Annotated in this window: 20 protein-coding genes and 1 tRNA gene; 11 read left to right on the top strand and 10 right to left on the bottom strand. The window is 60.2% G+C overall.

Annotated features, from left to right (window positions below; genetic code table 11):
- Window positions 1-63 precede the first annotated feature (63 nt).
- The 3 genes from selA to ACA056_RS14325 all read left to right on the top strand — a co-directional run bounded on the left by selA (window position 64) and on the right by ACA056_RS14325 (window position 3,494).
- Entirely contained in the window at window positions 64-1,488 is a 1,425-nt protein-coding gene (gene selA / locus ACA056_RS14335) for an L-seryl-tRNA(Sec) selenium transferase (RefSeq protein ID WP_497265471.1), read from the top strand.
- Entirely contained in the window at window positions 1,485-3,392 is a 1,908-nt protein-coding gene (gene selB, locus ACA056_RS14330; protein WP_497265469.1) for a selenocysteine-specific translation elongation factor, read from the top strand. The genes selA and selB overlap by 4 nt, the downstream gene beginning before the upstream one ends.
- A gap of 6 nt (window positions 3,393-3,398) precedes the next feature.
- A tRNA-Sec gene (locus ACA056_RS14325) sits at window positions 3,399-3,494 on the top strand.
- Window positions 3,495-3,506: 12 nt separating this feature from the next.
- On the opposite strand, the gene phaC is transcribed toward ACA056_RS14325, so the two are convergent.
- The 3 genes from phaC to phbB all read right to left on the bottom strand — a co-directional run bounded on the left by phaC (window position 3,507) and on the right by phbB (window position 7,291).
- Entirely contained in the window at window positions 3,507-5,210 is a 1,704-nt protein-coding gene (phaC, locus tag ACA056_RS14320) for a class I poly(R)-hydroxyalkanoic acid synthase (protein WP_497265467.1), read from the bottom strand.
- Between the two features lie 98 nt (window positions 5,211-5,308).
- Window positions 5,309-6,487, bottom strand: a complete 1,179-nt coding sequence (locus tag ACA056_RS14315) for an acetyl-CoA C-acetyltransferase (RefSeq protein ID WP_497265465.1) — start codon at window positions 6,485-6,487, stop codon at window positions 5,309-5,311.
- Between the two features lie 57 nt (window positions 6,488-6,544).
- Window positions 6,545-7,291, bottom strand: coding sequence for an acetoacetyl-CoA reductase (gene phbB / locus ACA056_RS14310; RefSeq protein ID WP_497265463.1), 747 nt, complete (start codon window positions 7,289-7,291; stop codon window positions 6,545-6,547).
- Window positions 7,292-7,587: 296 nt separating this feature from the next.
- Between phbB and ACA056_RS14305 the strand changes: the two genes are divergently transcribed.
- Window positions 7,588-8,625 (top strand): AraC family transcriptional regulator, encoded by a 1,038-nt coding sequence (locus tag ACA056_RS14305; RefSeq protein WP_497265461.1) that lies wholly within the window; start codon window positions 7,588-7,590, stop codon window positions 8,623-8,625.
- A gap of 24 nt (window positions 8,626-8,649) precedes the next feature.
- Here ACA056_RS14305 and ACA056_RS14300 read toward each other — a convergent pair whose 3' ends face one another.
- Window positions 8,650-11,151 carry a DUF3141 domain-containing protein gene (locus tag ACA056_RS14300; protein WP_497265459.1) on the bottom strand — a complete coding sequence of 834 codons (2,502 nt, stop codon included), beginning with the start codon at window positions 11,149-11,151 and terminating at the stop codon, window positions 8,650-8,652.
- Window positions 11,152-11,406: 255 nt separating this feature from the next.
- Between ACA056_RS14300 and phaP the strand changes: the two genes are divergently transcribed.
- Window positions 11,407-11,976, top strand: coding sequence for a TIGR01841 family phasin (gene phaP, locus ACA056_RS14295; RefSeq protein WP_497265457.1), 570 nt, complete (start codon window positions 11,407-11,409; stop codon window positions 11,974-11,976).
- A 35-nt stretch (window positions 11,977-12,011) separates the two neighbouring features.
- Here phaP and phaR read toward each other — a convergent pair whose 3' ends face one another.
- The 6 genes from phaR to ACA056_RS14265 all read right to left on the bottom strand — a co-directional run bounded on the left by phaR (window position 12,012) and on the right by ACA056_RS14265 (window position 19,617).
- Window positions 12,012-12,563, bottom strand: coding sequence for a polyhydroxyalkanoate synthesis repressor PhaR (gene phaR / locus ACA056_RS14290; protein ID WP_497265455.1), 552 nt, complete (start codon window positions 12,561-12,563; stop codon window positions 12,012-12,014).
- Between the two features lie 70 nt (window positions 12,564-12,633).
- On the bottom strand, window positions 12,634-13,902 hold the full coding sequence (locus ACA056_RS14285) for an OprD family porin (protein WP_497265453.1): 1,269 nt from the start codon (window positions 13,900-13,902) through the stop codon (window positions 12,634-12,636).
- A gap of 129 nt (window positions 13,903-14,031) precedes the next feature.
- Window positions 14,032-15,804 (bottom strand): acyl-CoA dehydrogenase C-terminal domain-containing protein, encoded by a 1,773-nt coding sequence (locus ACA056_RS14280; protein WP_497265451.1) that lies wholly within the window; start codon window positions 15,802-15,804, stop codon window positions 14,032-14,034.
- A 64-nt stretch (window positions 15,805-15,868) separates the two neighbouring features.
- Window positions 15,869-17,539 (bottom strand): cation acetate symporter, encoded by a 1,671-nt coding sequence (locus ACA056_RS14275; protein WP_497273469.1) that lies wholly within the window; start codon window positions 17,537-17,539, stop codon window positions 15,869-15,871.
- Complete coding sequence (locus ACA056_RS14270; RefSeq protein WP_008146418.1) at window positions 17,539-17,865, bottom strand: DUF485 domain-containing protein; 327 nt, start codon at window positions 17,863-17,865, stop codon at window positions 17,539-17,541. The genes ACA056_RS14275 and ACA056_RS14270 overlap by 1 nt, the downstream gene beginning before the upstream one ends.
- A gap of 129 nt (window positions 17,866-17,994) precedes the next feature.
- Window positions 17,995-19,617, bottom strand: a complete 1,623-nt coding sequence (locus ACA056_RS14265) for an acyl-CoA synthetase (protein WP_497273468.1) — start codon at window positions 19,615-19,617, stop codon at window positions 17,995-17,997.
- 230 nt (window positions 19,618-19,847) lie between these two features.
- Between ACA056_RS14265 and ACA056_RS14260 the strand changes: the two genes are divergently transcribed.
- The 6 genes from ACA056_RS14260 to ACA056_RS14235 all read left to right on the top strand — a co-directional run bounded on the left by ACA056_RS14260 (window position 19,848) and on the right by ACA056_RS14235 (window position 26,539).
- Window positions 19,848-22,124 (top strand): PAS domain-containing sensor histidine kinase, encoded by a 2,277-nt coding sequence (locus tag ACA056_RS14260; RefSeq protein ID WP_497273467.1) that lies wholly within the window; start codon window positions 19,848-19,850, stop codon window positions 22,122-22,124.
- A gap of 4 nt (window positions 22,125-22,128) precedes the next feature.
- Window positions 22,129-22,764 (top strand): response regulator transcription factor, encoded by a 636-nt coding sequence (locus ACA056_RS14255; protein ID WP_497273466.1) that lies wholly within the window; start codon window positions 22,129-22,131, stop codon window positions 22,762-22,764.
- A gap of 427 nt (window positions 22,765-23,191) precedes the next feature.
- Complete coding sequence (locus ACA056_RS14250; RefSeq protein WP_497273465.1) at window positions 23,192-24,292, top strand: AI-2E family transporter; 1,101 nt, start codon at window positions 23,192-23,194, stop codon at window positions 24,290-24,292.
- 112 nt (window positions 24,293-24,404) lie between these two features.
- On the top strand, window positions 24,405-24,776 hold the full coding sequence (locus tag ACA056_RS14245; protein WP_497273464.1) for a hypothetical protein: 372 nt from the start codon (window positions 24,405-24,407) through the stop codon (window positions 24,774-24,776).
- Between the two features lie 13 nt (window positions 24,777-24,789).
- Complete coding sequence (locus ACA056_RS14240; RefSeq protein WP_497273463.1) at window positions 24,790-25,254, top strand: MaoC family dehydratase; 465 nt, start codon at window positions 24,790-24,792, stop codon at window positions 25,252-25,254.
- 100 nt (window positions 25,255-25,354) lie between these two features.
- Entirely contained in the window at window positions 25,355-26,539 is a 1,185-nt protein-coding gene (locus tag ACA056_RS14235) for a patatin-like phospholipase family protein (RefSeq protein WP_497273462.1), read from the top strand.
- Window positions 26,540-26,569 lie beyond the last annotated feature (30 nt).

Below are 26,569 nucleotides of genomic sequence, written 5' to 3'. Positions count from 1 at the left end.
GCTATCCCTTTGAGCTGAGCGGCTACACTCAGGCGCGACGGTCAACGTTTGCGGGAGCGCCTGATGTCTTCCAGATCCGCCAGCCCAACCCTGCGGCTGCCTTCCATCGACAGTCTGTTGCGCCATCCCGCCTGCCAACCATTGGCCGAGCGTTATGGGCGCGATGCACTGCTGGCCAGCCTGCGGCAACTGCTCGATGACTTGCGTGAACCGGTGCTTTCAGGGCAACTCGACGCCATTGAGATCGCGCCTGAAGTGTTGGCGGGCAGGGCGGGCGAACGCTTGGCCACTCAACATCGCAGCAACGTGCGCCGGGTATTCAACCTCACCGGCACGGTGCTGCACACCAATCTGGGGCGAGCGTTGTTGCCGGAGGAAGCGATCGAAGCGGTGCAAATGGCGGCCCGTTATCCGCTCAATCTGGAATTCGACCTGCACAGCGGCAAGCGCGGCGACCGTGATGACCTGATCGAAGGCCTGATCCGCGAACTGACTGGCGCCGAGGCAGTCACCGTCGTCAACAACAACGCCGCCGCGGTGTTGCTGACGCTCAACAGTCTGGGCGCGCGCAAGGAAGGCATCATTTCCCGGGGCGAACTGATCGAAATCGGTGGCGCCTTCCGCATTCCCGACATCATGGCCAGAGCCGGGGTCAGGCTCCACGAAGTCGGCACCACCAATCGCACCCATGCCCGCGATTACGAGGCGGCCATCGGCCCACGTAGCGGTTTGGTGATGCGCGTCCATGCGAGCAACTACAACATCGAAGGCTTCACCGCTCGAGTGCCGACCGCGGAGTTGGCGCAACTCGCGCATAAACACGGCTTGCCATTGCTGGAAGACCTCGGCAGCGGCAGCCTGCTGGAGCTGACGCGCTGGGGCCTGCCCGCCGAGCCGACGGTGCGCCAGGCGCTGATCGATGGCGCCGACATCGTCACGTTCAGCGGCGACAAGCTACTGGGTGGCCCCCAAGCCGGGTTGATAGTCGGCCGCAAAGACCTGATCGCCAAGATCAAGAAGAATCCACTCAAGCGCGCCTTGCGGGTCGACAAACTGACCCTGGCTGCCCTCGAAGCGGTGTTGGGCCTGTACCGCGATCCTGATCGACTGGCCGAGCGGTTGCCAAGTTTGCGCCTGCTGACCCGGCCCCAGGCGGACATCCTCGCCCAGGCTGAGCGCCTGCAACCGTCGCTGGCCATGGTCTTGGGCGACGGCTGGAGCGTCAGCGCGTTACCGGCGCTGGGCATGATCGGCAGCGGCAGCCAACCGGTGGCGCGCTTGCCGAGTGCGGCTTTATGCCTGCGACCGCACGCGTCCAAACGTCTTCGCGGACGGCAGCTGCATGGTTTGGAAGCGTCCCTGCGTGCGTTGCCGATTCCGGTGCTCGGGCGCATTGATGACGATGCGTTGTGGCTGGATCTGCGGCAACTGGACGATGAGCCGGCGTGGCTGGCGCAACTCGATCAAATTGCAGGAGCCGTAGAGTGATCGTCGGCACCGCAGGGCACATCGACCACGGCAAGACCGCCTTGCTCCAGGCCCTGACCGGTCAGGCCGGCGACCGTCGCCGGGAAGAACGTGAACGCGGCATGACCATCGACCTCGGCTACCTTTACGCGGCGCTGGAACCGCAAGCGCCCCTGACCGGTTTTATCGATGTGCCCGGCCATGAGCGCTTCACCCACAACATGCTGGCGGGTGCTCAGGGGATTGATCTGGTGTTGCTGGTGGTCGCGGCCGACGACGGCGTCATGCCGCAGACCCGTGAACACCTGGCCATCGTTGAACTGCTGGGCATCCCTCGGGCGCTGGTGGCGATCAGTAAATGCGATCGGGTCGAACCGTCCAGAGTGCAAGCCGTTCGCGAACAAATCCAGACATTGCTGGCCCCGGGGCCTTATGCCGTCGCGCCGCTGATTGCGCTGTCGAGTGTGACCGGGGAGGGCATCGAGACCCTGCGACAGGCCTTGCTCGAGGCGCAGCGTGAAGTCGTTCAACGCAGCACCACCGGAGGTTTTCGCCTGGCGATTGATCGTGCCTTCAGCGTGGCCGGCGTCGGTATCGTGGTGACCGGCACTGCGTTGTCTGGCGTAGTGGCGGTGGGCGATACGCTGATGCTCGGCCCGCTGGGCAAACCGGTTCGCGTGCGCGGCCTGCATGCGCAGAATCAGGCTGCCGAGATCGCAATGGCCGGACAGCGAGTCGCGTTGAACCTGAGTGCCGAACGCTTGGCCCTGGAGCAGATTCATCGCGGCCACTGGTTGCTGGCCGAGTGGCTGTACGCGCCGACCCAGCGAGTGGATATCGACCTGCAATTGTTAGCCAGCGAACCCAAAGCCTTCGAGCATTTTCAACTCGTGCACGTTCACGTGGGGACTCAGGACGTGACCGGGCGGGTGGCGTTGCTGGAAGGCGCGCGCCTGGCGCCGGGTGAGCGGATGTTCGCGCAACTGCTGTTGAATGCGCCGGTGCAGGTGGTGAAGGGCGATCCGATGATCCTGCGTGACCAGAGCGCCCAACGCACCCTCGGTGGCGCGCGGGTGCTCGACCCGTTTGCGCCGACCCGACAACGCCGGAGCCCCGAACGGTTGGCGCAGCTACACGCCCTCGCCACATGCAATCAGTTGGAAGACAGCCTGCCGGTGTTATTGGCCAACAGCGACACCGGGCTCGATCCGCAGCGTCTGGAGCGTCAGTTCAATCGCCCCCGCAACACGTGGGTTTTGCCCGATGACGTGCGCCTGATCGACACCCGCCAAGGTCCGTTGCTGTTCAGTGCGGCCCGCTGGGAAGCGCTGAAAGTGCCATTGCTGGAACACCTCGCACGTTTTCACCAACTGGAACCGGATCAAATGGGCCCCGACCGGGATCGCCTGCGGCGGTTCACCGGCACAGCGCTGGACCGTCCGACGTTCATCAGTCTGCTCGACGAATTACTCGCCAGTGGCGCGATTGCCGCCATCGGGCCTTGGTTGCATTTGCCCGATCATCAGGTGCGTTTGAGCGAAGACGACGAAGCCTTGTGGCAACACTTGCTACCGTTGTTCGAACAGGCTGGTTTTGATCCGCCGTGGGTGCGCGACCTTGACCATGACGAGGCGGCCGTGCGCTTGCTGCTGTGCAAAATGGCGAGGTTGGGATTGGTGCATCAAGTCGTCCGTGACCTGTTCTACACCGACACGATGATCCGCCGATTGGCGGCTATGCTTGTGCAACTGGCCGCGCAAAACCCGGTGATTCAGGTCACGGCGTTTCGTGATGCAGTGGGCCTGGGTCGCAAGCGCAGCATCCAGATCCTCGAATACTTCGACCGGATCGGCCTGACGCGACGGTTTGGCGACAAGCGCCATATCCGCCTCGACAATGCCTTGGCCCAATGCACTGATCACTGACTTCAAGGAAGGCAATCGCGCCCGGTGGCGCGGCCGGGCTTCAAACCCGGTTGGGGACGGCATCCGTTCCCGGGCAGGTTCGACTCCGGCTGCCTTCCGCCATTTTCCCGCGTGTCACTGCATCACATAACGCCCGGGCGCCGACTCAATGGCCGGGTATTGCGCGTTACCGGTATGCAGCACCGAGGGCTGGCGTTCGCCAGACTGTTCAGCCAGCCAGACGAACCAGTCATTCCACCAGCTACCGGAATGTTGCTGGGCGTTCTTGAACCAGGTTTCCGGGTTTTTGGTGACCCGGTTGTTGGTCCAGTAATGGCGTTTTTCCTTGGCCGGCGGGTTGATCACTCCGGCGATATGCCCTGACGCGCCCAGTACAAAACGCTTGGTCCCGGAGAGCAACTCAGTGCTGGCGTAAGCGCTTCTCCACGGCACGATGTGATCGTCATGGGTGGCTAGAATGTATGCCGGCGCATCGATGGCGCGCAGGTCCAGTTTGACCCCGCAACAGTCCAGCTCACCGGATTTCAGGTCGTTCTGCAGATAGGTGTGGCGCAAATACCAGCAGTACATCGGGCCCGGGAGGTTGGTGCTGTCGTTGTTCCAGAACAGCAGGTCGAGGGGGATCGGTTTCTGGCCCTTGAGGTATTTGTCGACGTTGTAATTCCACCACAAGTCGTTGGGGCGCAGCAGCGAGAAGGTATTGCCCATGTCCTCGCCCTTGAACAGGCCGATGGGGCCATCCAGGCCGCCGATGGTGCGCTCGCGGTAGGCCACCAATTGTTCGTCGACGAAGATGTCGATGGGGCCGGTATCGAGGTAGTCGAGGAAGGTGGTCAACAGGCTCACGCTGCCAATCTCGCGGTCGCCGCGCGCCGCCAGGACGGCCAGCGCCGAGCTCAACAAGGTGCCGCCGATGCAGAAGCCGACGCAATTGGGCCGCTGATCGCCGCTGATTTCACGGGTCACTTGCAGGCCTTTGATGATGCCGGTTTCGATCAGGTCGTCCCAGGTGGTGCCTGCGTGTGCCTGGTCGAAGTTGCGCCACGACATCAGAAACACCGGGTGCCCTTGTTTCAACAGATGGGCCACCATCGAGTTGTCCGGGCGCAGGTCAAGAATGTAGTACTTGTTGATGGACGGCGGCACGACAAACACCGGGCGCCGGTACTGGGTTTCGCTTTGCGGGTAATACTGAATCAGCTGGAAGAGTTCGTTCTCGAAGACCACTTCGCCGGGGGTGTTGGCGAGGTCGACCCCCACTTTGAAGGCGCCGGCGTCGCACTGACGCATCTTGCCTTCTTGCAGGTCGCTGGCCAGGTGCAACAGGCCGGTGAGGAGGCTGCTGCCCTGGGTATCGACGACCCGTTGCAGCGCATCGGGGTTACTGGCCAGAAAGTTACTCGGCGCCCCGGCGGCGATGGCTTGTTCCACCAGATAGAGCAGGCGCTGGCGCGGCTTTTTGTCCGGGATCGCCAACTTGTCCAGCAGCTTCAGCAGAAACCCTGCGTTGAGCAGATAAAAGGCGGCGAGGGAGCCGAACAGGGGTTGGCTCCAGTTGCCGCTGGCAAAACGTCGATCCTCGAAGCTGAATGGCTGACCGGTCAGCAGTTGCTGGCCGAGTTCGCCCCATTGCTGTTGGTAGTCCGATTGAAGACTGTCCAGGGTTCCGCGCGGCAGGTCAAACCACTCGTTGTAGGCTTGGCCGGTAAACCACGGATTGCTACTGACCCACAGACGTAATTGTTGCACTGCAAAGGAGGCAATGAACGGAACCTGGCCTGACCAGAAGGTGTTGAAGGTATGCGAGTTATTGTCCATGGAACTCCTTGCCCACATCAGTAAACCGGGCAGAAAAAAACCGCGGCGCCGGACTTCGGCGCCGCGTCAGCAGTCAAGCAAGCAGTCCTGTCTTGCTTTTATCGTTCGATGACCAGGCTGACACCCTGGCCGCCACCGATGCACAACGTGGCCAGGCCTTTTTTGCCGTCGCGACGAATCAGTTCGTGCAACAGCGACACCAGAATCCGCGCACCCGATGCACCGATCGGATGACCGAGGGCAATCGCGCCGCCATTGACGTTGACCTTGCTGGTGTCCCAACCCATTTCCTTGCCGACTGCCAGTGATTGCGCGGCGAACGCTTCATTGGCTTCGATCAGGTCGAGGTCGTCCAGGCTCCAGCCGGCTTTGGTCAATGCCAAGCGGGTGGCCGGCACCGGACCGATGCCCATGATCGACGGGTCCACGCCAGCGCTGGCGTAAGCCTTGATGCGTGCCAGAACCGGCAAGCCGAGGGCCTGGGCCTTGGCGGCACTGGCCAGCAACAGTACGGCGGCGCCGTCGTTGAGGGTCGACGAGTTACCGGCGGTTACGCTGCCGTTTTTCTGGAACGCGGGTTTGAGGTTGCCCAGCGCCTGCAGTGTGCTGTCTGGACGCGGCTGTTCATCAGTGTCGAAGACCAGCGGCTCACCCTTGCGCTGAGGGATCAGGATCGGGGTGATTTCACGCTTGAAGTAACCCGCTTCGATGGCAGCGGCGGCTTTCTGTTGCGAGGCCGCGGCGAAAGCGTCCTGGTCTTCGCGACTCAGTTCGTACTTCTGCGCCAGGTTCTCTGCGGTGATGCCCATGTGGTAATCGTTGAAGGCGTCCCACAAACCGTCTTGAATCACGCTGTCTTGCAGTTGCGCATGACCCAGACGCAAACCGGTGCGGGCCTTGGGCAGCACATACGGTGCCAGGCTCATGTTTTCCTGACCGCCGGCAATGATGAGTTCGGCGTCGCCGCAACGGATGGCCTGGACCGCCAGCTGGACAGCCTTGAGGCCCGAGCCGCAGACCTTGTTCAGGGTCAGGGCAGGGGTGGTATGGGGCAGGCCGGCCTTGATTGCCGTCTGGCGTGCCGGGTTTTGCCCCGAGCCCGCGGTGAGTACCTGGCCGAGGATCACTTCATCGATCTGCGAGCCGTCAAGACCGGTCTCTTCCAGCAAACGGCGAATGACCGCTGCGCCCAGTTCGGTGGCTGGAATCGCGGACAAGGCACCTTGAAAACTGCCAATGGCGGTACGAGTAGCGGCAACGATTACGACTTCGTTCATGCGTGACCTCATTAAGATGTTGTCGAGCGAAAGCAGGGCATCCATGCCCTGACAGGTCTACTGCATGTTCATGCCGCCGTTGACCGAGAAGTCGGCCCCGGTGCTGTAGGCCGATTCATCGGAAGCCAGCCAGGCCACGATGGAGGCGATTTCTTCAGGTTGGCCGAGACGCCCGACCGGTGTGGCCGCGATCATAGTGTCGAGAATGTCCGGGCGGATGGCCGCGGTCATGCTGGTCTGGATGTAACCTGGTGAGACGGTGTTGACGGTCACGCCCTTGCCGGACACTTCCCGGGCCAGGGCCATGGTGAAACCATGGATGCCGGCCTTGGCCGCGCTGTAGTTGGTCTGGCCGAACTGGCCGCGCTGACCGTTGATCGAGGAAATGTTGATGACCCGTCCCCAACCCTTGGCCAACATCCCTTCAATCACCTGTTTGGTGGTGTTGAACAGGCCGCTCAGGTTGGTGCCGATGACCGCGTTCCAGTCTTCGGGCGTCAGTTTGCGAAAGGACGCATCACGCGTGATGCCGGCGTTGTTGACCAATACATCGATCGGGCCGTAATGCTCACGCGCCATCTCGAACGCTTTGCGCGTTGATTCCCAATCGGTGATGTCGCCATAGATGCATTCGAATTGATAACCCGCCTCCAATTGGCTCGCCATCCATTCTTTCTTGCGGGCGGAATCAGAGCTGCAGCCCACGATGACCTTGAATCCTTCCTTGTACAGGCGTTGGCTTATCGCAGTGCCAATCCCACCCATACCACCCGTGACCAACGCAATACGACCAAGCGACTTCATATGCTCTCTTCCTTTTTGTGTTTTGCGCTGCAAGAAGGGGGATTGTTCGGCATTGACGGGGTGTGCGGAAGTGTTGAGAGGTGACGGTCTGGTGTCCAACGGTGCCATGCACGAAATGAAACTGAACTAATTTATTGTCTTTGACGTCGCGTCGCCGGCTCGGCGGTGGCTAAAAGTGAGGATTACCTATACTGGGATCAATATTTTCAACTGAACAACCCGTTAGCATTTGATTCCACGCAGATCAGTCATGGCTCCGGACAGGATGTTCGGTTCCACAGGTCATTGAGGACGCCATGTATAGAATGAGTTCAGGTTATGCCAGCGTGCTGGTAAATACGCTCTCGGCTCAAGGACTGGATATTGCCAGTCTGTGTCAGGAGGCTGGACTAGACATGCAACTCGCGAACGAACCAGGAGCGTTTTGCGAGCGGAGGGCTATCTATCGATTATGGGAACTGGCCGCTCAGGCCTCGGGTGATCCGGACATTGGCTTGAGGGCCTATGGAAGTTTCCACCCCGGCAGCTTTCAGATCGTCGGTTACACCATGATGTCCAGCCTGAATCTGAAAAAAGCCCTTGAACGACTGGTCCGTTTCAGTCCGTTGATTGGCACCGGATTCAGCCTTTTCTTTACATCGGAACAGCAGAACTACCGACTGTCCGGGCTCGATCATCAACAAAAAGGTTCGGTCAAACCTCGCCAATACACCGATGCAGCGTTGGCTTCATTGCTGGGTTTCTGCCGCAAGCTGGCGGGCGGCAACTCACCGCAACCCTTGAGAGTGGAGTTCACCTATCCCGAACCTGAAGACACCTCTGAGCATCGACGGTTGTTTGGCTGCGACCTGCATTTCGACGCGCCTTACGACAGCATTTTGTTTGATGCGCAGGAGCTGCTGCGGCCGTTGAGCATGGCCAATGAAACGTTGGCGGTGCTGCATGACAGTTTTGCCGAGGCTCAAATGGATCTGCTGTTTGGTTTTTCCATTGTCGGCAGGATTCGCGCGCTGATTACCGAGCGCTTGAGTCAGGACCAGGGGCAGTGCGATATGGAATCGATCGCGGCAGCATTGAACATCAGTAAGCGGACGCTGCAACGCGCGCTGGAAAAGGAAGGGACGCAATTCAAGGACGTGCAGAACGCTGTGCGCCGGCAATTGGCCGATTTTTACCTGCGACATTCTCACTTCAACATGAAGCATGTCGCGTATCTCCTTGGTTTTCATGATCACAGCAGTTTCAACAAAGCCTGTAGCCGCTGGTTTGGTATGACACCCGGTCAGTATCGGGCCGATGAATCGTTTGAAATCGAGGAAGCCGCGCCGGTCTGACGCGGTCCTCGTCAGCGTTCAACGTTATTTCACCGGAGGTTTTTTCACGCCTTTCTTGCCCTTGGCAGGTTTGCGCACTGGACTCGCAACCTTGGCGATGGGGTCTGGGGTCACTGCGGGTTTTTTCTGCTTGATTGGCTCGGGGATTACCGCTGGGGTTTTCTGTTTGATTGGCTCGGGAATTTCCACCGGGGTGATCTGCTTGATCGGCTCAGGGGTTACCACCGGGATTTTCTCTTCGATGGCATCGGCTTCACCCGGTGGTTGGGTCAGGCTGAAACCTGGCAGCGGCACGTCGAGCAGCGTGTGCAGCTCACACCAGAAGGGGTTGTCTGCGCCGCTGCTCAGCAGTTCCGGCAGCAAATTGGCGACGGCCGCCAGCACTTGCTGGCGTTCTTCGACTTCGACAAGCATCAGGGGCAGGCTGTGCAGGCTTTCTTGCGGATGGGTAGCGACCAGCAGTTTTTGCAGGCGCAGGGTTTCGCGCAGATCAAGCGGCTCGGCACTGTAGTCCTGGAGCAGCACTTGCAGTTGCAGAATCAATTTTTCGACACTTTCCTTGCCCGGCTCGTCGCTGTCGCGGCCCAGCAGGAACAGGATCCGTATCAAGGCTTCCATCAGGCCGCCAAGGGGCAGGGCATCCTGCAAGCGCTCGATCAAAACCTTGTCGTGCTGCTCGGCATGTTCCTGCAGATTACGTCCGGGTGCATTGCCGGTGAGGCTGTTGAGTACGCCATACACGCCGTAGAAACACATTTCCTGAGCCGCATCGCGCAGATCCCGATAGCCGTTCAAGGCGTCCTGCATCTGGTTGGAAAACAGTTCCTGCCAGACCAGTAACGGGTTGTTCTGGCTGGCGGGGTGACGATCCTTGCTCACTTGAGCGGCACTGCCGGCCAGCCACCACAGCGCCGGGTTCAAACTGCTCCAGGCCACTTGCTGCTGATGGAAAGGGTGGGCCCGGCGCAGTATTTCGGCGCTCGGTTCGTTGATCAGCTGGCGCAACCACGGGCGTATGAATTCGTCGTACACACTGTTGTTGATATCGGACGCGCGCTGGACCAGCGCAAATTCGCGATCATCATCACGGGGCGGCTGCACCTGGCCATGGATGTCGGCGATACGCCGGGGTTCGAAACGCACGGCATACGGCGTCGCCGAATTCTCCGGCAGGTCTTCGATCAGCATTTCATACAGCCCGGCCGACAGCGCATTGATCGCATCGACCGCGCCGAGTAACTCACGGTGTTCGCGCCGCGCCACTTCACCGGACACGAAAATGCCCAGGTGACCGATGCTCGCGTGTCGCAGGTAAACGATGGTGCGTCCGGCATTTTGCAACGCTAGATCGCTGGGATAGACGTCGGTGATCCAGTCCAGTGCCTGCTGCGGGGAGGTGATGTTGTCGCCATACGAGCAGAACACCACCACCGGCACTTCGATCAATTTGAGGTCAAGCCCACTGCTCTTGCGCCCGAGACCACCGGACAGCCGATTACCGATGAACAAGTCGTCGACAATCATCTCGATCTCTTCGCCATTGAGCAGGGTCGGGCTGCCCCACCAGCGTTCGAAATCCAGAAAGCGTGCGGCCTCGCTGTCGACTTCGCTGAACAGGTGGTAGTACTTGCCCCAATAAGTGTTGGCCGGGTCCAGGTTTTCGAAATTGCTGACCAGCCAGGTGCCGTCGAAACGGTCATTACCGAGGTCGCTACCTAGGCGCGCCATCCAGCCACCGCCCAGCAAACCGCCGGTGTAGCGCATCGGATTGCGGCCATTGACGCCGGCCCAGTACGACAACGGCGCACCGTTGACGATGATCAGACCCGGCAGCTCCGGACGGGTGGCCGCGAGGCCCATTAACGCCCAGCCCGCCTGGCAGTTGCCGATTACCACGGGTTTGGTGCTGTCGGGATGTCGGGCGCTGACGACTTCGATGAACCGCGCCTGAGCTTCGGTGATATCGGCAAGGGTTTGCCCTGGGCGGGGCGAGTGACTGAAGGAGATAAAGTAGGTGGGGTGGCCGGCTCTCAGGCTTTCGCCGATGACCGAATCCTGTTTGAACCCGCCGATGCCCGAGCCATGGCCGCCGCGCGGGTCAATGATGATCACCGGCTGTTTTTTGCTGTCGATCTGTTGTCCGGGGCCGCCGAGGATTTGCAACAACGAATAGTTGACCGGGCGGGGCAGGTCTTCACCGGCGACCAGCGCTTCATGATTGAACTTGAGCAGCAGCGGATACCTGGCGCGTTCGTGGGCCAGGGTGTTGTCGCCGCGCTGACGCAAGGTATCCCAGAACAACACGCTGCGTTGGCCGAGGTCGGTGAAGTATTCCTGCCAGTCAGCAGGCGTTGGCTGTCGGAGCTGCCCAAGGCTTAAAGGCGCGAAGGTTTTTGCCTGGCGCTTCTGCACCGCGTCGAGGACGTTACGGGTATTGAGGCGTTGCAGATGATTAAGGTGTTCGAACAAGCCCGCGGGTTCGGAGAACTCTTCATCTTGCAGCGCAATATTTAATTCCTGACCCATCGTGATCTCCTGACGCTATGCATGGGGACCGGCCCATCAGAACCCTTTAGTTAAAGAGGGCTAGCCTGGCCGTTCGATGAGCATGAGTTTACAGCGAATGAGGAGGGCTTTAGCAAAGGTTATTTTGCACCGCACAAAAATAGACGTTGCCAAATGGTTTTGTGCACTGCAATATCAAGGCTAACGCGATGACTGGCCGGATCGCTATCGCGTCCTCAGGTCCATCAGGGCCTTCCAGTACCAGGAGATTCAAGCATGTCTTTTTTCAATTCGGAAAAACTGCAAACCGCTCAGAAAGCCAACCTCGATCTTTTGCAGCAAATCAGCGGTAAAGTCTTCGCCAGCGTTGAACAGCTCAGCCAGTTGCAGTTCAAGGCACTGCGCGACTCCACCGAAGAGCACTTCGAAGGTGTTCGCAAGCTGCTGGCCGTCCGTGATCCACAAGGTTTCGCCGAGCTGCAGGCTTCTTTCACCCAGCCGAGCGCGCAGACCGAACGTCTGGCCGAATTCAATCGTCAGGTTCAAGCCCTGATCGTGGGTACTCAGTCGGACATCGCCAAATTGACTTCGAGTCAGGTCGAAGCGGGCACTCAACAGGTGCAAGAGTTCGTTGAAGCCATCAGCAAGAATGCACCGGCCGGCTCCGAGCCTGTTGTGGCAGCGTTCAAGTCGAGCCTGGCGAATGCCGGTACCGTGTTCGAAAGCGCACAGAAAGCCGTAAAACAGGCTGCCGATGTGGCTCAGAGCAGTTTCGACGCAGCGACTGCCGCGGGCACCAAAGCTGCTCCAGAAGCAAGCGCCAAGGCTACCAGCGGTAACAAGTAAGTCGCATTAGATCAGCGGCACCAATGGCGATGGGTTTATTCCCCATCGCCATTTTTTTTCGGCCCATTATTGGTGCCGGGTTGTTTACCGCCAAACATGCCAAACAGGTTCTGGGTATTGAGATACAACGCCTTGGACTGGTCGACATATTGGCGCATCAGGTCCTGCATCACCGGGGCCTGTTGGTGCATGAAGTCGCTCCAGGCTTCGGACGACTGCGCGCCAGTCTGGGACTGGACGTCGATCACGGTCTGAATGCTCTTGTCCAGATAGCTGCCGAGAACGCCCTGATAAGGGCCGTAGAACTGGATAATCCCCATCAGCATCTCGCTGGTGAAGATCGGCTCACCGCCGCTTTCGGCTTCCAGAATCACTTGCAGCAGGATGCTGCGCGTCAGATCCTCGCCGCTCTTGGCATCGACCACCTGAAAGGCAATTTTGTCGACCACCAACTGGCGTATGTCCGCCAGCGTCAAATGACTGCTGGTGTGGGTGTCATACAGTCGGCGGTTTGGGTATTTCTTGATCAGGCGGGGGGTGGTATCAGTCATGCGGGGCGTCTCGCGGCGGGCCTGGTTTGCAGGCATCTTAACCTACTCTGGCCACTGCCGCGGGTGATCGTTCCCACGCGGTGGGAACGATCTGGGGGAAGGGTGCTTACCAGATCGGCAAGGTGTAGCTGACGATCAAGCGGTTTTCATCCAGGTCGCTGCCAAAGTTGGTCGAGCGAACCGTCGCGTTACGCCATTTCACGCCGACATTCTTCAGCGGCCCGCTCTGCACGACATAGCCGATGTCGGTATCACGTTCCCATTCCTTGCCTTCCGGGCGGTTGCCGCCCAGATCGATATTGTCGCCGGTGAGGTAGCGGGTCATGAAGGTCAGGCCCGGAACGCCAATGGCCGCAAAGTTGTAGTCGTAGCGAGCCTGCCAGGACTTTTCGTCCTTGCTGGCGAAGTCGCCGATCTGCACGAAGTTCACCAGGAACGCATCGGTACCGTTGACGTAGGCGTAGCCGGTGTCGCCGCTCATGCCTTGATAACCCAGGCCAAACGCATGCCCGCCGAGGTTATAGGTGAACATCGCGCCAATGGCATTGTTATCGACATTACTGCCGCCATCATCCGTGGAGCGGGCGAAGCGCAGATCCGTCTTCAGCGACTGGCCGGCTGTGACCGGCAACACGTAGGTCAGGTTGACCAGGTGCTGGCTGTAGAAGTTGTCGAGGTGGCCGTAGCTGTAGCCGGTGGCGAGGTTGCTGGTCCATTTGTAGTTCAGGCTGGCGAAGTCGAAGCTGTCGCTATCGAGATGACGTGTGGTGATGCCCTTGGCGCCGGTGCGGGTGATGCCCATGTCCTCGTAGTCCGAGGAGTCGCGCTGATTGACCTGCGTCAGTCGCCCGGCATCCACCGTCAGGCCTTCGAGTTCCAGCGACGTCAACTGGCCGCCCTTGAAGGTTTGTGGCAACAGCCGTGAATCGTTGGCCAATAACGTGGGCAGTTTCGGCAGCAGTGTGCCGAGTTTCAGTGTGCTTTTCGAGGCACGCACTTTGGCGGTCAGGCCCAGTTCGCCGTACTCGTCCTGAGCACCTTTGCTCGTGTCGCGGTGACGTTTGAGCAGGCCGGAGCCTGCGCGATCCGGGCTGGAATCGAGCTTGACGCCGACCAGGCCAATGGCATCGAAACCCACGCCGATCAAACCTTCGGTGAAGCCCGATTCATAGCGCAGCAAGAAACCCTGGGCCCATTCCTCTTGTTTGGATTGGGCGGCGTTGTCCTGGCGATAGTCACGGTTGAAATAGAAGTTGCGCAGCTCGAGGCTGGCCTTGCTGTCTTTGACGAAGTCAGCAGCGGCGGGGGCCGAGAGGCTGATGACGCCGCCGGCCAGCAACAGTCGGGTAGCGAGGGTGCGGGTGTTGCGGTCCATGGTGAAGCCCCTTTGTTTTTATTATGGAAAGACAGGTCCCGCGGCCCTCGCCAGGTGGGCGAGGGCTTATCAATAAAAAAACGCGAACGCCGAAAAGATAGGAGCGTGGCGCCGCGTGCGGTTCAATCGTTAGAACTGTTCGGCACTCAGGCCAAACAAGGAGGCACTGCCCGCGCGGATAGATTGCTCCAGGCTCAAAATGCGCGGCAGCAAGCGGTGGATATAGAAGTCGGCGGTGGCGATTTTCGCGCCATAAAACCCTTCGTCTTCGTGCAGCTTTTGCTTGGCAACCTGTGCCATGCGCGCCCAAAGCCAGGCGTAGGCGACGTAACCGAACAGGTGCAAATACTCCACCGACGCGGCGCCGACTTCGTTGCGATTGGTCGCGGCCTGGTCCTGCAGCCAGTCGCTCAGGTCTTCCAGACGCTGTACGGCAGAGAACAGTTGAGCGGAGTAGGGCGCGTCAGGCTGATGGGCGAAATGACGGATCTCAGCGGTGAACTGGCGCAGCGCGAAGCCTTTGTCGGCAAGCACTTTGCGTCCGAGCAAGTCCAGGGCCTGAATGCCGTTGGTGCCTTCGTAGATCTGCGCGATACGCACGTCACGGACCAATTGTTCCTGGCCCCATTCGCGGATGTAGCCATGGCCGCCGAACACTTGCTGGCCGTTGATGCAGCTTTCCAGGCCGGTGTCGGTAAAAAACGCCTTGGCCACCGGCGTCAGCAGCGCGACCAGGGTTTGCGCGCTGTCGCGTTCCTTGGTGTCATCGGAAAACTTCGCCAGGTCCAGTTGCTGCCCGACGTAACTGGCAAACGCACGGCCGCCCTCGGTCATGGCTTTCATGCTCAGCAGCATGCGGCGCACGTCGGGGTGAACGATGATCGGATCGGCCACTTTGTCCGGAGCAGTAGCACCGGTCGGCGCGCGGCTCTGCACGCGTTCGCGGGCATAGGCGACAGCGCTCTGATAGGACGCCTCGGCGCAGCCAATGCCCTGAATGCCGATGGACAAGCGCTCGTAGTTCATCATGGTGAACATCGCCGCCAGGCCTTTGTTGGCTTCGCCGACCAGCCAGCCGCTGGCACCGTCGAAGTTCATCACGCAGGTGGCCGAGGCCTTGATGCCCATCTTGTGTTCGATGGAGCCGCAACTCACGGCATTGGCATCGCCAAGGGAGCCGTCGGCATTGACCAGCACTTTGGGCACTACGAACAGTGAGATGCCTTTCGGCCCCGCCGGTGCGTCCGGTAGTTTGGCCAGCACCAGATGCACTATGTTTTCGGTCAGGTCCTGATCGCCACCGGTGATGAAGATCTTGCTGCCGGTGATACTGAAGCTGCCGTCGGCCTGAGGTTCGGCGCGGGTGCGGATAATCCCCAGATCGGTACCGGCGTGGGCTTCGGTCAGGCACATGGAACCGGCCCAGCGGCCTTCGTACATCGGCGGCAGGTAGAGGTTTTTCAGGGTGTCGCTGGCATGGGCATCCAGCGCCAGACAGGCACCGGAACTCAACGCCGAATACAGGGCGAAGCTGGAGTTGGCGCCGTAGAGCATTTCTTCGAACTGCACGGCGAGCATCTTCGGCATGCCCATGCCGCCGAAATCGGCGTTACCGGAAAGGCCCACCCAGCCGCCTTCGATGTAGGTGGCATAAGCCTGTTTGAAACCGATTGGCGTGCTGACCTGACCATCGACCCACTGGGCGCCTTCTTCGTCGCCGCTGCGATTCAATGGCGCAATCAGGTGCGAGGTGACTTTGGCCGCCTCCTCAAGAATGGCGTCAGCGGTGGCGGCGTCGACACTGTCGGCCAGGGCTGGCAGGCGTGCCCACAGGGCCGGGGCGTCGAACACTTCATGCAGCACAAAGCGCATGTCGCGCAGCGGGGCGTTGAATTCGGGCATAACGTGAACCTCAAAAGGTTGTGCGATGGGCACGGCGCCGCTTGAGCAGGCCGTGCCCTTTCACTCAATGAGCGGAAGCGCTGGCGGCACCGAGGCCGGTCTGGGCGCGAACGAACTGGTCGGCGTAAGCGTCACGCTCCTTGTCGGCCCGCGCGCTGCGGTCGAGTTTCGACACCACGACGATCACGAAGAACGCCAGCGGCATGGAGAACAACGCCGGGTGGTCGTACGGGAAGATCGCATGCGCATGGCCGAGCACGGTGACCCAGACCGCTGGCGAGAGGATCACCAGCACCAGCGCGCAGAGCAGGCCGGCGAAACCACCGATGATCGCGCCTTTGGTGGTCAAGCCTTTCCAGTACATGGCCATAATCAGCACCGGGAAGTTGGTCGACGCGGCGATGCCGAAGGTCAGGCCCACCAGGAACGCGACGTTCATCTTCTCGAACAGAATGCCCAGCAGAATCGCGATGATGCCCAGGCCGACAGTGGCCATGCGGGTCACGCGCATTTCCTGTTTCTGGCTGGCTTTGCCTTTCTTGAACACCGTAGCGTAGAGATCGTGGGATATCGCCGAGGCACCGGCCAGGGCCAGCCCAGAGACCACCGCCAAAATGGTGGCAAAGGCCACGGCCGAGAGGAAACCGAAGAACAGGTTGCCACCGACCGCTTTGGCCAGGTGCATGGCGACCATGTTGCCGCCACCAATCAAGGTGCCGCCGACTTCGCCATTGACGTAGTACTGCGGGTCGGTGCCGATGATCACCATCGCGGCAAAGCCCAGGGTGCAGACAACAAGGAAGAAGAAACCGATGAAGCCGGTGGCGTAGAACACCGATTTGCGCGCTTCCTTGGCGTTAGGCACGGTGAAGAAACGCATCAGAATGTGCGGCAGACCGGCAATCCCGAACACCAGGCCCAGCGACATCGAAGCGGTGTTGATCGGGTCGGCGAGCATTGAGCCGGGGCCCATGATGTTCCAGCCGCTGGCGTGGGCTTCGACGGCTTTGGTGGCCAGGGTTTCGTAGCTGAAGCCGAATTGCGACATGGCCATGAACGCCAGGGTCGTGCCGCCGGCAAGCAGCAACACAGCCTTGATGATCTGCACCCAGGTGGTGGCGATCATGCCGCCGAAGATCACGTACACCAGCATCAGCGCGCCGACAATCACCACCGCAACCGGGTAGTCGAGACCGAACAGCAATTTGATCAACTGACCGGCACCGACCATCTGCACGATCAGGTAGCAGCACACCACCGTCAACGAACCAAACGCGGCGAAGATCCGCACTTTGTTCTGGTCCAGTCGATAGGACACGATGTCGGCAAAGGTGTAGCGCCCCAGATTGCGCAAGCGCTCGGCCATCAGGAAGGTGATGATCGGCCAGCCGACGAAGAAGCCGATGGTATAGATGAAGCCGTCGTAGCCCTTGGCGAACACCAGGCTGGACAGCCCCAGCAACGTCGCAGCAGACATGTAGTCGCCGGCAATCGCCAGACCGTTCTGAAACCCGGTGATGCCCCCGCCCGCGGTATAGAAGTCAGACGTGGATTTGGTTTGCCGCGCGGCCCACCAGGTGATGGCCAGCGTGCCCAGCACGAAGACGAAGAACATGCCGATCGCATGCAGGTTGAGCGGCTGTTTTTCCACCACACCCAGCGCGGGCGCAGCCAGCACAACGGAGGCCGGCAATAGCCCGGCAGCGGCGAGGAGAAGTTTACGGAGCAGGTTCATTACTTGCTCTCCTCGAGAATGGCGGCGCCCAGTGCATCGAAACGCGTGTTGGCGCTGTAGACGTACCAACCGGTCAGTAGCCAGGAAAAAATGATGATCGCCGCGCCAACCGGCATGCCCAGGGTCAACATCCGATGCTCGGCGAGCGGTGCATGCAACCACTGCGGCGCAAACGCCACCACCAGCATGAACGCGTAGTAAGTGCCCAGCACGGCAGCACTCAGGGACCAGGCCAGGCGCGAACGGCTGCTGACCAGTTGAAGGAATTTCGGGTTGGACCGAATGCGTTCACAGCGTTGGGTGTCGGTTGAATGGATGTCGATCATGGTGGCTCCACCTTGTTTTTGTTATCGATGCTTTGGGTATAAGGGCAGGGCAGAGCGGAATCCGGCCTGCACGAGCCCGAAGCGGCCGGTAAAAACACCGGCCGCTTGACGGGAACAACGTCGATTCGGTTAGAGCGCTTTGGCCCTGTCGCGCAGAACGTACTTCTGGATCTTGCCGGTTGAAGTCTTCGGCAGCAGGGTGAAAACCACCGTGCGCGGGACTTTGAAGCCGGCCAGGTGTTCGCGGCAGAAACTGATGATGTCGGCCTCGCGAACGTCCTGGTGATCAGCCTTCAACGTGATAAAGGCGCAGGGCGTTTCGCCCCACTTCTCATCAGGGCGGGCGACGACGGCCGCTTCCATGACGGCTGGATGGCGATAGAGCACACCTTCCAGTTCGATGGTGGAAATGTTCTCGCCGCCGGAAATGATGATGTCCTTGAGTCGGTCCTTGATCTCGACGTAACCGTTCGGATGACACACCGCCAGGTCGCCGGTGTGGAACCAGCCGCCTTCGAACGCTTCGGCCGTGGCGGTCGGGTTCTTCAGGTAGCCCTTCATCACGGTGTTGCCGCGCATGAAGATCTCACCGATGGTCTGACCATCACGCGGGGTCGGCTCCAGCGTCTTCGAGTCGCCGACCATCACGCCTTCGAGCGTCGGGTAGCGCACGCCTTGACGGGATTTGATTTGCGCCCGTTCGTCCAGCGGCAACTCATCCCATTCGGCATGCCAGGCGCAGAGCGTCACCGGACCATAGGTTTCGGTCAGGCCATAAACGTGGGTGACCTTGATGCCCATTTCTTCCACGGCACCGATCACTTTGGCCGGCGGTGCGGCGCCGGCGACCATCGCGTTGACCGGATGATCGATCGCCGCTTTAGCCGATTCCGGCATGTTGACCAAGGCATTGAGCACGATCGGTGCAGCGCACAGATGGGTGACCTGATGCTCGCGGATCAGCGTGAGGATTTTCTGTGGATCGACACGGCGCAGGAACACATGCACACCGGCCATGGCGGTGATGATCCACGGATAGCACCAACCGTTGCAATGGAACATCGGCAGGGTCCAGAGGTACACCGGATGGTTGCCCATGGCCCAGGTCATCTGGTTGCCCAACGAGTTCAGGTAAGCACCGCGATGGTGGTAAACCACGCCTTTGGGGTTGCCGGTGGTGCCTGAGGTGTAATTCAGCGAAATGGCGTCCCATTCGTTCGCCGGCCACTGCCAGGCGAAGTCCGGGTCGCCTTCGGCCAACAACGCTTCGTAGTCCAGTTCGCTGACAGCTTGGCCTTCACCGTATTCCGGATCATTAACGTCGATGACCAGTGGCGGGTGGTCCAGCATGCCAATCGCCGCGTGAATCACATCATGGAACTCGCGGTCGGTAATCAGCACCTTGGCTTCGCCATGTTGCAGCATGAAGGCGATGGCTTCGGCATCCAGACGCACGTTGAGCGGGTTGAGCACCGCGCCAATCATCGGCACGCCGAAATGCACTTCAAGCATCTCGGGAATGTTGGGCAGCATCACCGCCACCGTGTCGTTCTTGCCGATGCCGCGACCGGCCAGTGCCGAAGCCAGGCGGCGGCAACGTGTGTAGGTCTGCGCCCAGGTGCGGCGAATAGAACCATGGATGACGGCGGGGTAGTCCGGATAAACGCTGGCGGTGCGCTCGATGAAGCTGAGCGGAGACAAGGCAATATGATTGACAGCCGCAGGGCCTAGCCCTTGTTCATAGATCGACATGTACGGGTACTCGGTGGCTGATTGTTAGCTCTATGGGTGACCTTGCAGCGTAGCCGCTGGGGTCCCCTTTTATGTCAGGTCTGCTTTATATAACATTCAGCCACAGATATGGAAGTACAACCTACGTCATATAGGACATATACTATATTTGATTCTGGCAGGTCTAAATCAATACAGTCTCACCGCCAAGGCCGGTATATCCTTGGCTTCCCCAACGAAGCGGACCTGTGATGACCCTGACTCCCGTTCGATTGCACAGCTGGTTGCGCCTGCAGCGCGAGGGTGTGTCTCTGGCTGCCCGGGCCGATGCGTTGTGCCGTGCGCTGCAGGATTGCCCCGAGGTGCGCCGGGCGGTTTATCTGAGTTGGCAAGCCAATGCGCGGATTTACAGCCACGAGGGCGCCGCCCAGCATTTTCCACCGGGGCTGGGCGACCCTTCGCTGGCCAGCGATCAGCGGCTGTTTGATCGGTTGGTCGAGGCAGGGCGGCTGGATCTGGCGCAAGTACGGCAACTCGATTGCTGGTTGGCCGGTCGACTGCGTCGGGCGGCTATCAGCCATGGCCAGGTGTTTGATCTGGCTTTGCAACCGGGGCAGCCAGGGTTGTTGCTGGTGCAAGTGTGCGAGGGCGTGAGTCTTGATTGGTTGGGTTGGGTGCAGGACTTGCTGACGACCTTGCTGAGTAGCGTCAATGGCATGCTGCGCGGCTCGCCGCTGTTGGGCCACGATCCGCAACCGAGCCTGTTGCTCGACGCGCAAGGCCGGCCGCTGGAGTTCAATGCCGCGCTGTTGGCACTGCTCGCCGAAAAACCGCTGACCGATGTGCTGGGCTTTTTGCCGGTGAATCACCGGGTGCTGGTCCGTGCCTGCCTCGACCAGCAACGCGCCATCGAAGGGGTCGAAGCCCAGTTCGAAGCGCAGATCCTGATCTGGACCTTTATCCCCGATCCCCAGGACAACCGCGTGCTCGCCCGTTGCCGCGATGCCACGGCACAAGTGCTGGCCGAGCGTGAAGCAGCCACAGCGCGCCGGTTGTACCGGCTGATCATCGAGAACACCACCGACCTGATTTCCCGACACACACCGGACGGACGCTTTCTGGATGCCTCGCCGGCGTCCTGGACATTGCTCGGCTATTGGCCGGAAGAGTTGCGCGGGCAAATGGCCCAGGGTTTGTTCCATGGTCAGGACCTGGCCAACCTGGTGCAGCGCGCGCGGGATGCCCTGGAGCAGGACGGTTATCACACGATGACCTATCGCATTCGCCATCGAGACGGGCACTACCTGTGGTTTGAAACCGCGAGCCGGGCGATTCGCGAGACCTATACCGGGACAGTGGTCGAAGTGGTCAGCGTCTCCCGGGACATTACCGCCCGGGTGCAAGCCGAGGAGAACAAGCGGCGCCTGGCGGAGGTGGTCGAAGCCAACACTGATCCGGTGTTGTTCATCGACCCCGAAGGGCAAGTCACTTACCTCAATCCAGCGGCGCGGCGCATTCTCGGGATCGACGAGCAACAACCGATGCCGACCCTGGCGCAATTGTTCGCCAGTGGCGACCTGGCACGTCTGCAACGTGATGGCTGGAGCAGCGCCGAACGCGACGGTGTCTGGAGCACCGATGCGCGATTGCAGCCACCGGGTGGCGGCACTTCAGTGCCGGTATCGCTGGTCCTGTTGGCGCACCGTTCGGCCGGCGGCGAGCGCTATTACTCTTTGGTGGCGCGGGACATGACCGAACGTGAACTGCGAGAGGTGCAACAGCGCCGCCATCAGGACGAACTGGCGCACACCGCGCGGTTGGTCACCCTGGGTGAGTTGGCCTCGGGCATCGCACACGAAATCAACCAGCCGTTGGCGGCGGTGGTCAATTACGCCAATGCCAGCCAGCGCTATTTGCAGACACTGGATTCCAATCCCCAGGCCGCCGCCCGAGTGGCGCAAGGGCTGGAGCGCATTACCCATCACGCCACGCATGCTTCAGAAGTGATCAGACGTTTGCGCGCGTTTCTGCGCAAGGGACAACGCCGGATGCAGGCCCTGAATTTCACCGACGTCGCCCGCGAGGCCGTGCGTTTGTGTGCCTGGGAAGCGAGCAATTGCCAAGTGACAATCGAGGATCGCCTGCCGGATAATCTGCCGCCGATTTATGCCGACCGGGTGCTGCTGGAGCAGGTGCTGCTCAATCTGTTGCGCAATGCCATCGACGCCAACCGCGAACAACATCCGGGGCAACCTTCGCTGATCGTGATGGCGGCGGGGCAGGGCAGTGGTGCAACCGTGGAAATCAGTGTGCAAGACCAGGGACCGGGCGTCAGCGAGCCCGAACTGGAGCAGATATTTACCCCGTTCTATACCAGCAAGGCCGATGGCCTGGGACTTGGCTTGTCCATGAGCCGCAGCATCATCGAAGGTTTCGGTGGCGAATTGCAGGCCCGACGCCAACCTGTCGGGCTGCTGATGTGCTGCCGCTTGCCGCTGGCCGGCCCAACAAAACAACAACAGGAATAACGTAATGGCAGGTGTGACGGAGCACGTGGTGTATGTGGTCGACGATGACCAAGGCATGCTCGATTCAACGGTCTGGTTGTTGGAGTCGGTAGGGCTCAAGGCCTTGCCGTTTACCAGTGGCGTGGAGTTTCTCAATGCTTGCGATGCCACGCTCGATGCCTGCGTGCTGCTCGATGTTCGCATGCCCGGCATGGGCGGTTTGAACGTGCAGGAAGAAATGCGCACACGCGAGCTGAATCTGCCGATCATCTTCGTCAGCGGGCACGCGGATGTGCCGATCGTGGTTCGCGCCTTCAAGGCCGGCGCCCATGACTTCATCGAGAAGCCCTATAACGAGCAATTGCTGCTGGACAGCGTGCAACAGGCGCTCAGTAACTGCGCAGCAAACCGCTCGGGCAATCAGAGTCATGAAGCCTTGCAGGCGCGCTTGCTGACACTGACCCCACGGGAGCGCGATGTCTTGCTGCCGCTGGTGCAGGGTTACACCACCCGTGAAATCGCTGAGCAACTGGGCGTGAGCGCAAAAACCGTCGACCTGTATCGCTCGCGGGTGATGAAACGCATGCAGGCCAATACCTTGCCGGACCTGGTGGGCATGGCCATCGCCGCTGAACTGGTCGATCCGCTGAAGCTGCGGTGATGTGCGCAGGGGTAACAGGGGTGTCAGATGAATCCACCCCTCACCCCAGCCCTCTCCCCAGTGGGGAGAGGGGGAAAGGGAGCCGATCTCCACGCTTTTCAAAGCCTGCGTTCACCTTGATATTTCAGGCCGATGTAACTCTAAGAACAACTCGGTCAGTCCCCTCCACCCTTTGGGGAAAGGGAGCCGATCTCCACGCTTTTCAAAGCCTGCGTTCACTTTGATATTTCAGGTCGATGTAACTCTAAGAACAACTCGGTCAGTCCCCTCTACCCTCTGGGCGGTCCGACGTTTCGGGAGGGTTAGGGTGAGGGGTGGATCCTGAGCCAGAGACTTATCCAACACCGCCATTCTCACGTTTTCCATTGAGCGTCTATGCTGGGCTAACCGATCTCTTACCTTTGCAGCGATCTGCAAGGAGGCAGCAATGGTGCCCACATCCAGCTCCGAGAAAGCGTTCACTCGCAGTCTGCTCGATGTTTTGATCCGTGCCGGACTGATTGCCGTATTGGTGCTGTTCTGCTTTGAGATCTTCAGCCCGTTCCGCGACCTCATGCTGTGGTCGCTGATCCTGGCGATCACCCTTTACCCGCTGCAACAGCGGCTCAGGGGGCCGCTGGGTCAGAAAGACGGCCGTATTGCGACGCTGATTGTGCTGATCGCTATCGTTGTGCTCATGGTGCCGATCTATCTGTTGGTCACCTCGATTGCCGATTCGGTCGAGCACGCCATGACCACCGTCAGGGACGGCAGCTTCCATATTCCGCCACCCGCCGATTCAGTCGCTGACTGGCCGTTAGTGGGCAAGCGTGTCTCTGCTATATGGCTGCAGGCCTCAACCGATCTTCCCGACCTGACAGCGAAGTACCTGCCGCAGATAAAACATTTCAGCGTGAGCTTCCTGGGCAAACTGGCCGGCGTCGGCATGGGGTTCCTCACCTTTATCTTTGCGTTGATCATCGCCGGCATTTTCATGGCCTATGGCGAGAGCGGCAGGCGCAGTGCGGTACAGATCGCGACCCGCGTCAGCGATCCGGGCAAGGGGCCGAAAATCGCCGAACTGTGTACCGCAACGATCCGTGCGGTCGCGCTGGGGGTGGTCGGCATCGCCTTCATCCAGATGCTGCTGGTGGGCATCGGATTCGTGCTCATGGGCGTCCCCGGTGCCGGGCTGCTTGCCTTGGCGGTGTTGCTGCTCGGCATCATGCAATTGCCGGCGACGCTGATTACGCTGCCCGTGATTGCCTTTGTGTTCGCCACCGAGGGGGCCAGCACGGCGACCATCATCTTCGCCATTTATGTGTTCGTTGCCGGCCTGGTGGATAACGTACTCAAGCCATTGCTGTTGGGGCGCGGTGTCGATGTGCCGATGCCGGTGGTGTTGATCGGCGCCTTGGGTGGCATGGTCACCAGCGGTATCCTCGGGCTGTTCATCGGCCCGGTGGTGCTTGCGGTCGGCTATCAGTTGTTCTGGCAATGGGTGGAGGATCAGCCGCAGAACAGACCGGACGTCCCGCCGACGTTATGACTGCCCGGGCTTGCGCTAGCATAAAAGGTGTTCAGGCCACACGTCCTGACGAGCAGGGCTGCCTCCATGACTGCACAGAAACATCAACTGCTGGACCAGGTGCTGATCGCCCATGGTGGTCTGGTCCTACCTGACCATGCCTTTTTTGTTCACCTTGCCGGGTGTCATGAGCGAGGAAGTCGAGCCCTGGCAAGAGGGAACACAGCGCTGGCGACGATTACAGGTGACCTTTCCCGAGAACATCGCCACCCACTGCGCAGTGCAGGATTTCTACTTCGGCGAGGACTTCCTGCTTCGTCGACACGACTACAACGTGGACGTGAGTGGTGGCCTGCCTGCCGCGCAGTATGTTCATGACTACGTTGAAGCAGACGGGCTGCGCATGCCCGGCAAACGGCGTGCCTATCGGCGCGGAGCGAACGGGCAACCGGACAAGGATGCCTTGTTGGTGGCTATCGACCTCAGCGAAATCAGCTACGCCTAGAGAGGGTTGAATCATGACCATCCATTCCTGGGAAAAACTCTACCTCGATGACCTGAGTCTGGGTCAGCAGTTCGAAAGCGACAGCTTGCGTGTCCATCGAGCGTCGATGCTGGCCTTCGCTCAGGAGTTCGACCCGCAACCGTTTCACCTCGATCCTGAAGCCGCCGAGTTGAGCCTGCTCCGTGGTCTGGCAGCCAGTGGCTGGAACACCGCAGCCCTGACCATGAAGCTGTTGGTGGAAAGCGTGCCATTGGCAGACGGAATCATCGGCCTGGGCATCGAGTTGAGCTGGCCGACGCCCACCTACCCGGACGATCTGTTGCGTCTGCAATGCACCGTGCAGGCCATCGATCCATCCAGCTCCAAACCAGATCGGGGTGTATTGACCCTGTTCATGGAAACACTCAATCAAAACGACAAGGTCGTGCAGCGAGCCACCGGCAAACTGCTGGTCTTCAGAAGACCGGCGCCTGATTGAGAAACTAGTCATGGGTGTGTGGAGCGTGCGTGATCGGCAAGGCGTCTTGCCGTTACATTGAGCGCGTTCTTTGTCGATTGCAGGGGCCGGAGGCGGCGTTGTGAAAACATTCCTGCTCAGACCTAGCGCCTCAACGCTGAACATGTTGCGTCAAGCGTGCCTGCAACGCCGTGATGCGGTGCCGCCAACGTTAACGGAAAAAGCGCTCATCCCGGGCATTCCGGATGCTCGCTACTGGCTGGACCAGGATCTGACGCCGTTCATTCGGGATGTGAGTCAGGCCAACCTTCGAGAAGCCGAGGCGCTCACCCGCGCAGGGCTGCCCAACGACACCCTGCCGCTGGCAAGCATGTTGGCCGTTTCGGGGGGCGGCGATGCCGGCACATTCGCGGGGGGCATCATTGCGGGATGGACCCTGCATGGGTCTCGTCCCGTGTTCAAAGTCGTCACCGGCATTAGCGCTGGCGCCCTGGTCGCCCCGTTTGCCTACCTGGGGGCCCAGTACGACGATGTCATTCTGGGTATCTGCAATGCAGTCGGTCCAAAAGACATTTTCCATGCGCGCAATGTGCTGACCCGTCTTACCAGCGACGGTATCGCGCATAGCAAGCCACTGTCGCGGCTGATTGCACAGCACATCACCGCCGAAGTTCTTGCGGCGATCGCCTCGGAATACGCCAAAGGACGTCTTCTGATGATCGGCACCACCGACCTTGATTCATGCCGCCCGGTCACCTGGAACATGGGCGCTATTGCTTCCAGCCAGGCACCGGGCGCGCTCGACCTGTTTCGCAACATCATGGTCGCGTCGATGAGTATTCCCGGCGCCGTCTCACCCGTCATGATCGACGTGGAGGTTGACGGTCAACAGTTTCAGGAAATGCACGTGGACGGAGGCGTCCTGACTCAGGTGTTCCTTTACCCACCCGGCACCGTGATGGCGCTGAACCGCGTGACCGGGGCGCGTTTGCGTGATGAACGGCATTTCTATGTCATTCGCAACGGCAAACTGGAGCTGCAGTGGTCCGGAACCAAGCGTCGCACCTTGAGCATCGGCGGTCGCGCCATCAGCGCATTGATCCAGACTCAGGGGATCAGCGATCTGGACCGAATTTACCGAATTGCACAGCAGGATGGCGCGGACTTCAATCTGGCGTACATCGGCTCCGATTTTGATATTTCTCGCAATCACAGATTTGATGGCGAGTACATGAAGTGCTTGTTCGATTACGCCTTTCAACTCAGCGCGAAAGGGTATCCGTGGCATAAATCACCGAGTACGTGAGAGAGGGCCGGCGCTCTGCCTGCCCGAAGC

Source organism: Pseudomonas sp. LBUM1666 (assembly GCF_059695775.1).
Note: the sequence above shows the minus strand (reverse complement) of the source record. Positions and strands in the feature narration are given on the sequence as shown.

Coding starts and splice junctions, on each gene's coding strand:
- selA (WP_497265471.1), top strand. CDS start 64: ATGTCTTCCAGATCCGCCAGCCCAACCCTGCGGCTGCCTTCCATCGAC.
- phaC (WP_497265467.1), bottom strand. CDS start 5,210: ATGGACAATAACTCGCATACCTTCAACACCTTCTGGTCAGGCCAGGTT.
- ACA056_RS14315 (WP_497265465.1), bottom strand. CDS start 6,487: ATGAACGAAGTCGTAATCGTTGCCGCTACTCGTACCGCCATTGGCAGT.
- phbB (WP_497265463.1), bottom strand. CDS start 7,291: ATGAAGTCGCTTGGTCGTATTGCGTTGGTCACGGGTGGTATGGGTGGG.
- ACA056_RS14305 (WP_497265461.1), top strand. CDS start 7,588: ATGTATAGAATGAGTTCAGGTTATGCCAGCGTGCTGGTAAATACGCTC.
- ACA056_RS14300 (WP_497265459.1), bottom strand. CDS start 11,151: ATGGGTCAGGAATTAAATATTGCGCTGCAAGATGAAGAGTTCTCCGAA.
- phaP (WP_497265457.1), top strand. CDS start 11,407: ATGTCTTTTTTCAATTCGGAAAAACTGCAAACCGCTCAGAAAGCCAAC.
- phaR (WP_497265455.1), bottom strand. CDS start 12,563: ATGCCTGCAAACCAGGCCCGCCGCGAGACGCCCCGCATGACTGATACC.
- ACA056_RS14285 (WP_497265453.1), bottom strand. CDS start 13,902: ATGGACCGCAACACCCGCACCCTCGCTACCCGACTGTTGCTGGCCGGC.
- ACA056_RS14280 (WP_497265451.1), bottom strand. CDS start 15,804: ATGCCCGAATTCAACGCCCCGCTGCGCGACATGCGCTTTGTGCTGCAT.
- ACA056_RS14275 (WP_497273469.1), bottom strand. CDS start 17,539: ATGAACCTGCTCCGTAAACTTCTCCTCGCCGCTGCCGGGCTATTGCCG.
- ACA056_RS14270 (WP_008146418.1), bottom strand. CDS start 17,865: ATGATCGACATCCATTCAACCGACACCCAACGCTGTGAACGCATTCGG.
- ACA056_RS14265 (WP_497273468.1), bottom strand. CDS start 19,617: ATGTCGATCTATGAACAAGGGCTAGGCCCTGCGGCTGTCAATCATATT.
- ACA056_RS14260 (WP_497273467.1), top strand. CDS start 19,848: ATGACCCTGACTCCCGTTCGATTGCACAGCTGGTTGCGCCTGCAGCGC.
- ACA056_RS14255 (WP_497273466.1), top strand. CDS start 22,129: ATGGCAGGTGTGACGGAGCACGTGGTGTATGTGGTCGACGATGACCAA.
- ACA056_RS14250 (WP_497273465.1), top strand. CDS start 23,192: ATGGTGCCCACATCCAGCTCCGAGAAAGCGTTCACTCGCAGTCTGCTC.
- ACA056_RS14245 (WP_497273464.1), top strand. CDS start 24,405: ATGGTGGTCTGGTCCTACCTGACCATGCCTTTTTTGTTCACCTTGCCG.
- ACA056_RS14240 (WP_497273463.1), top strand. CDS start 24,790: ATGACCATCCATTCCTGGGAAAAACTCTACCTCGATGACCTGAGTCTG.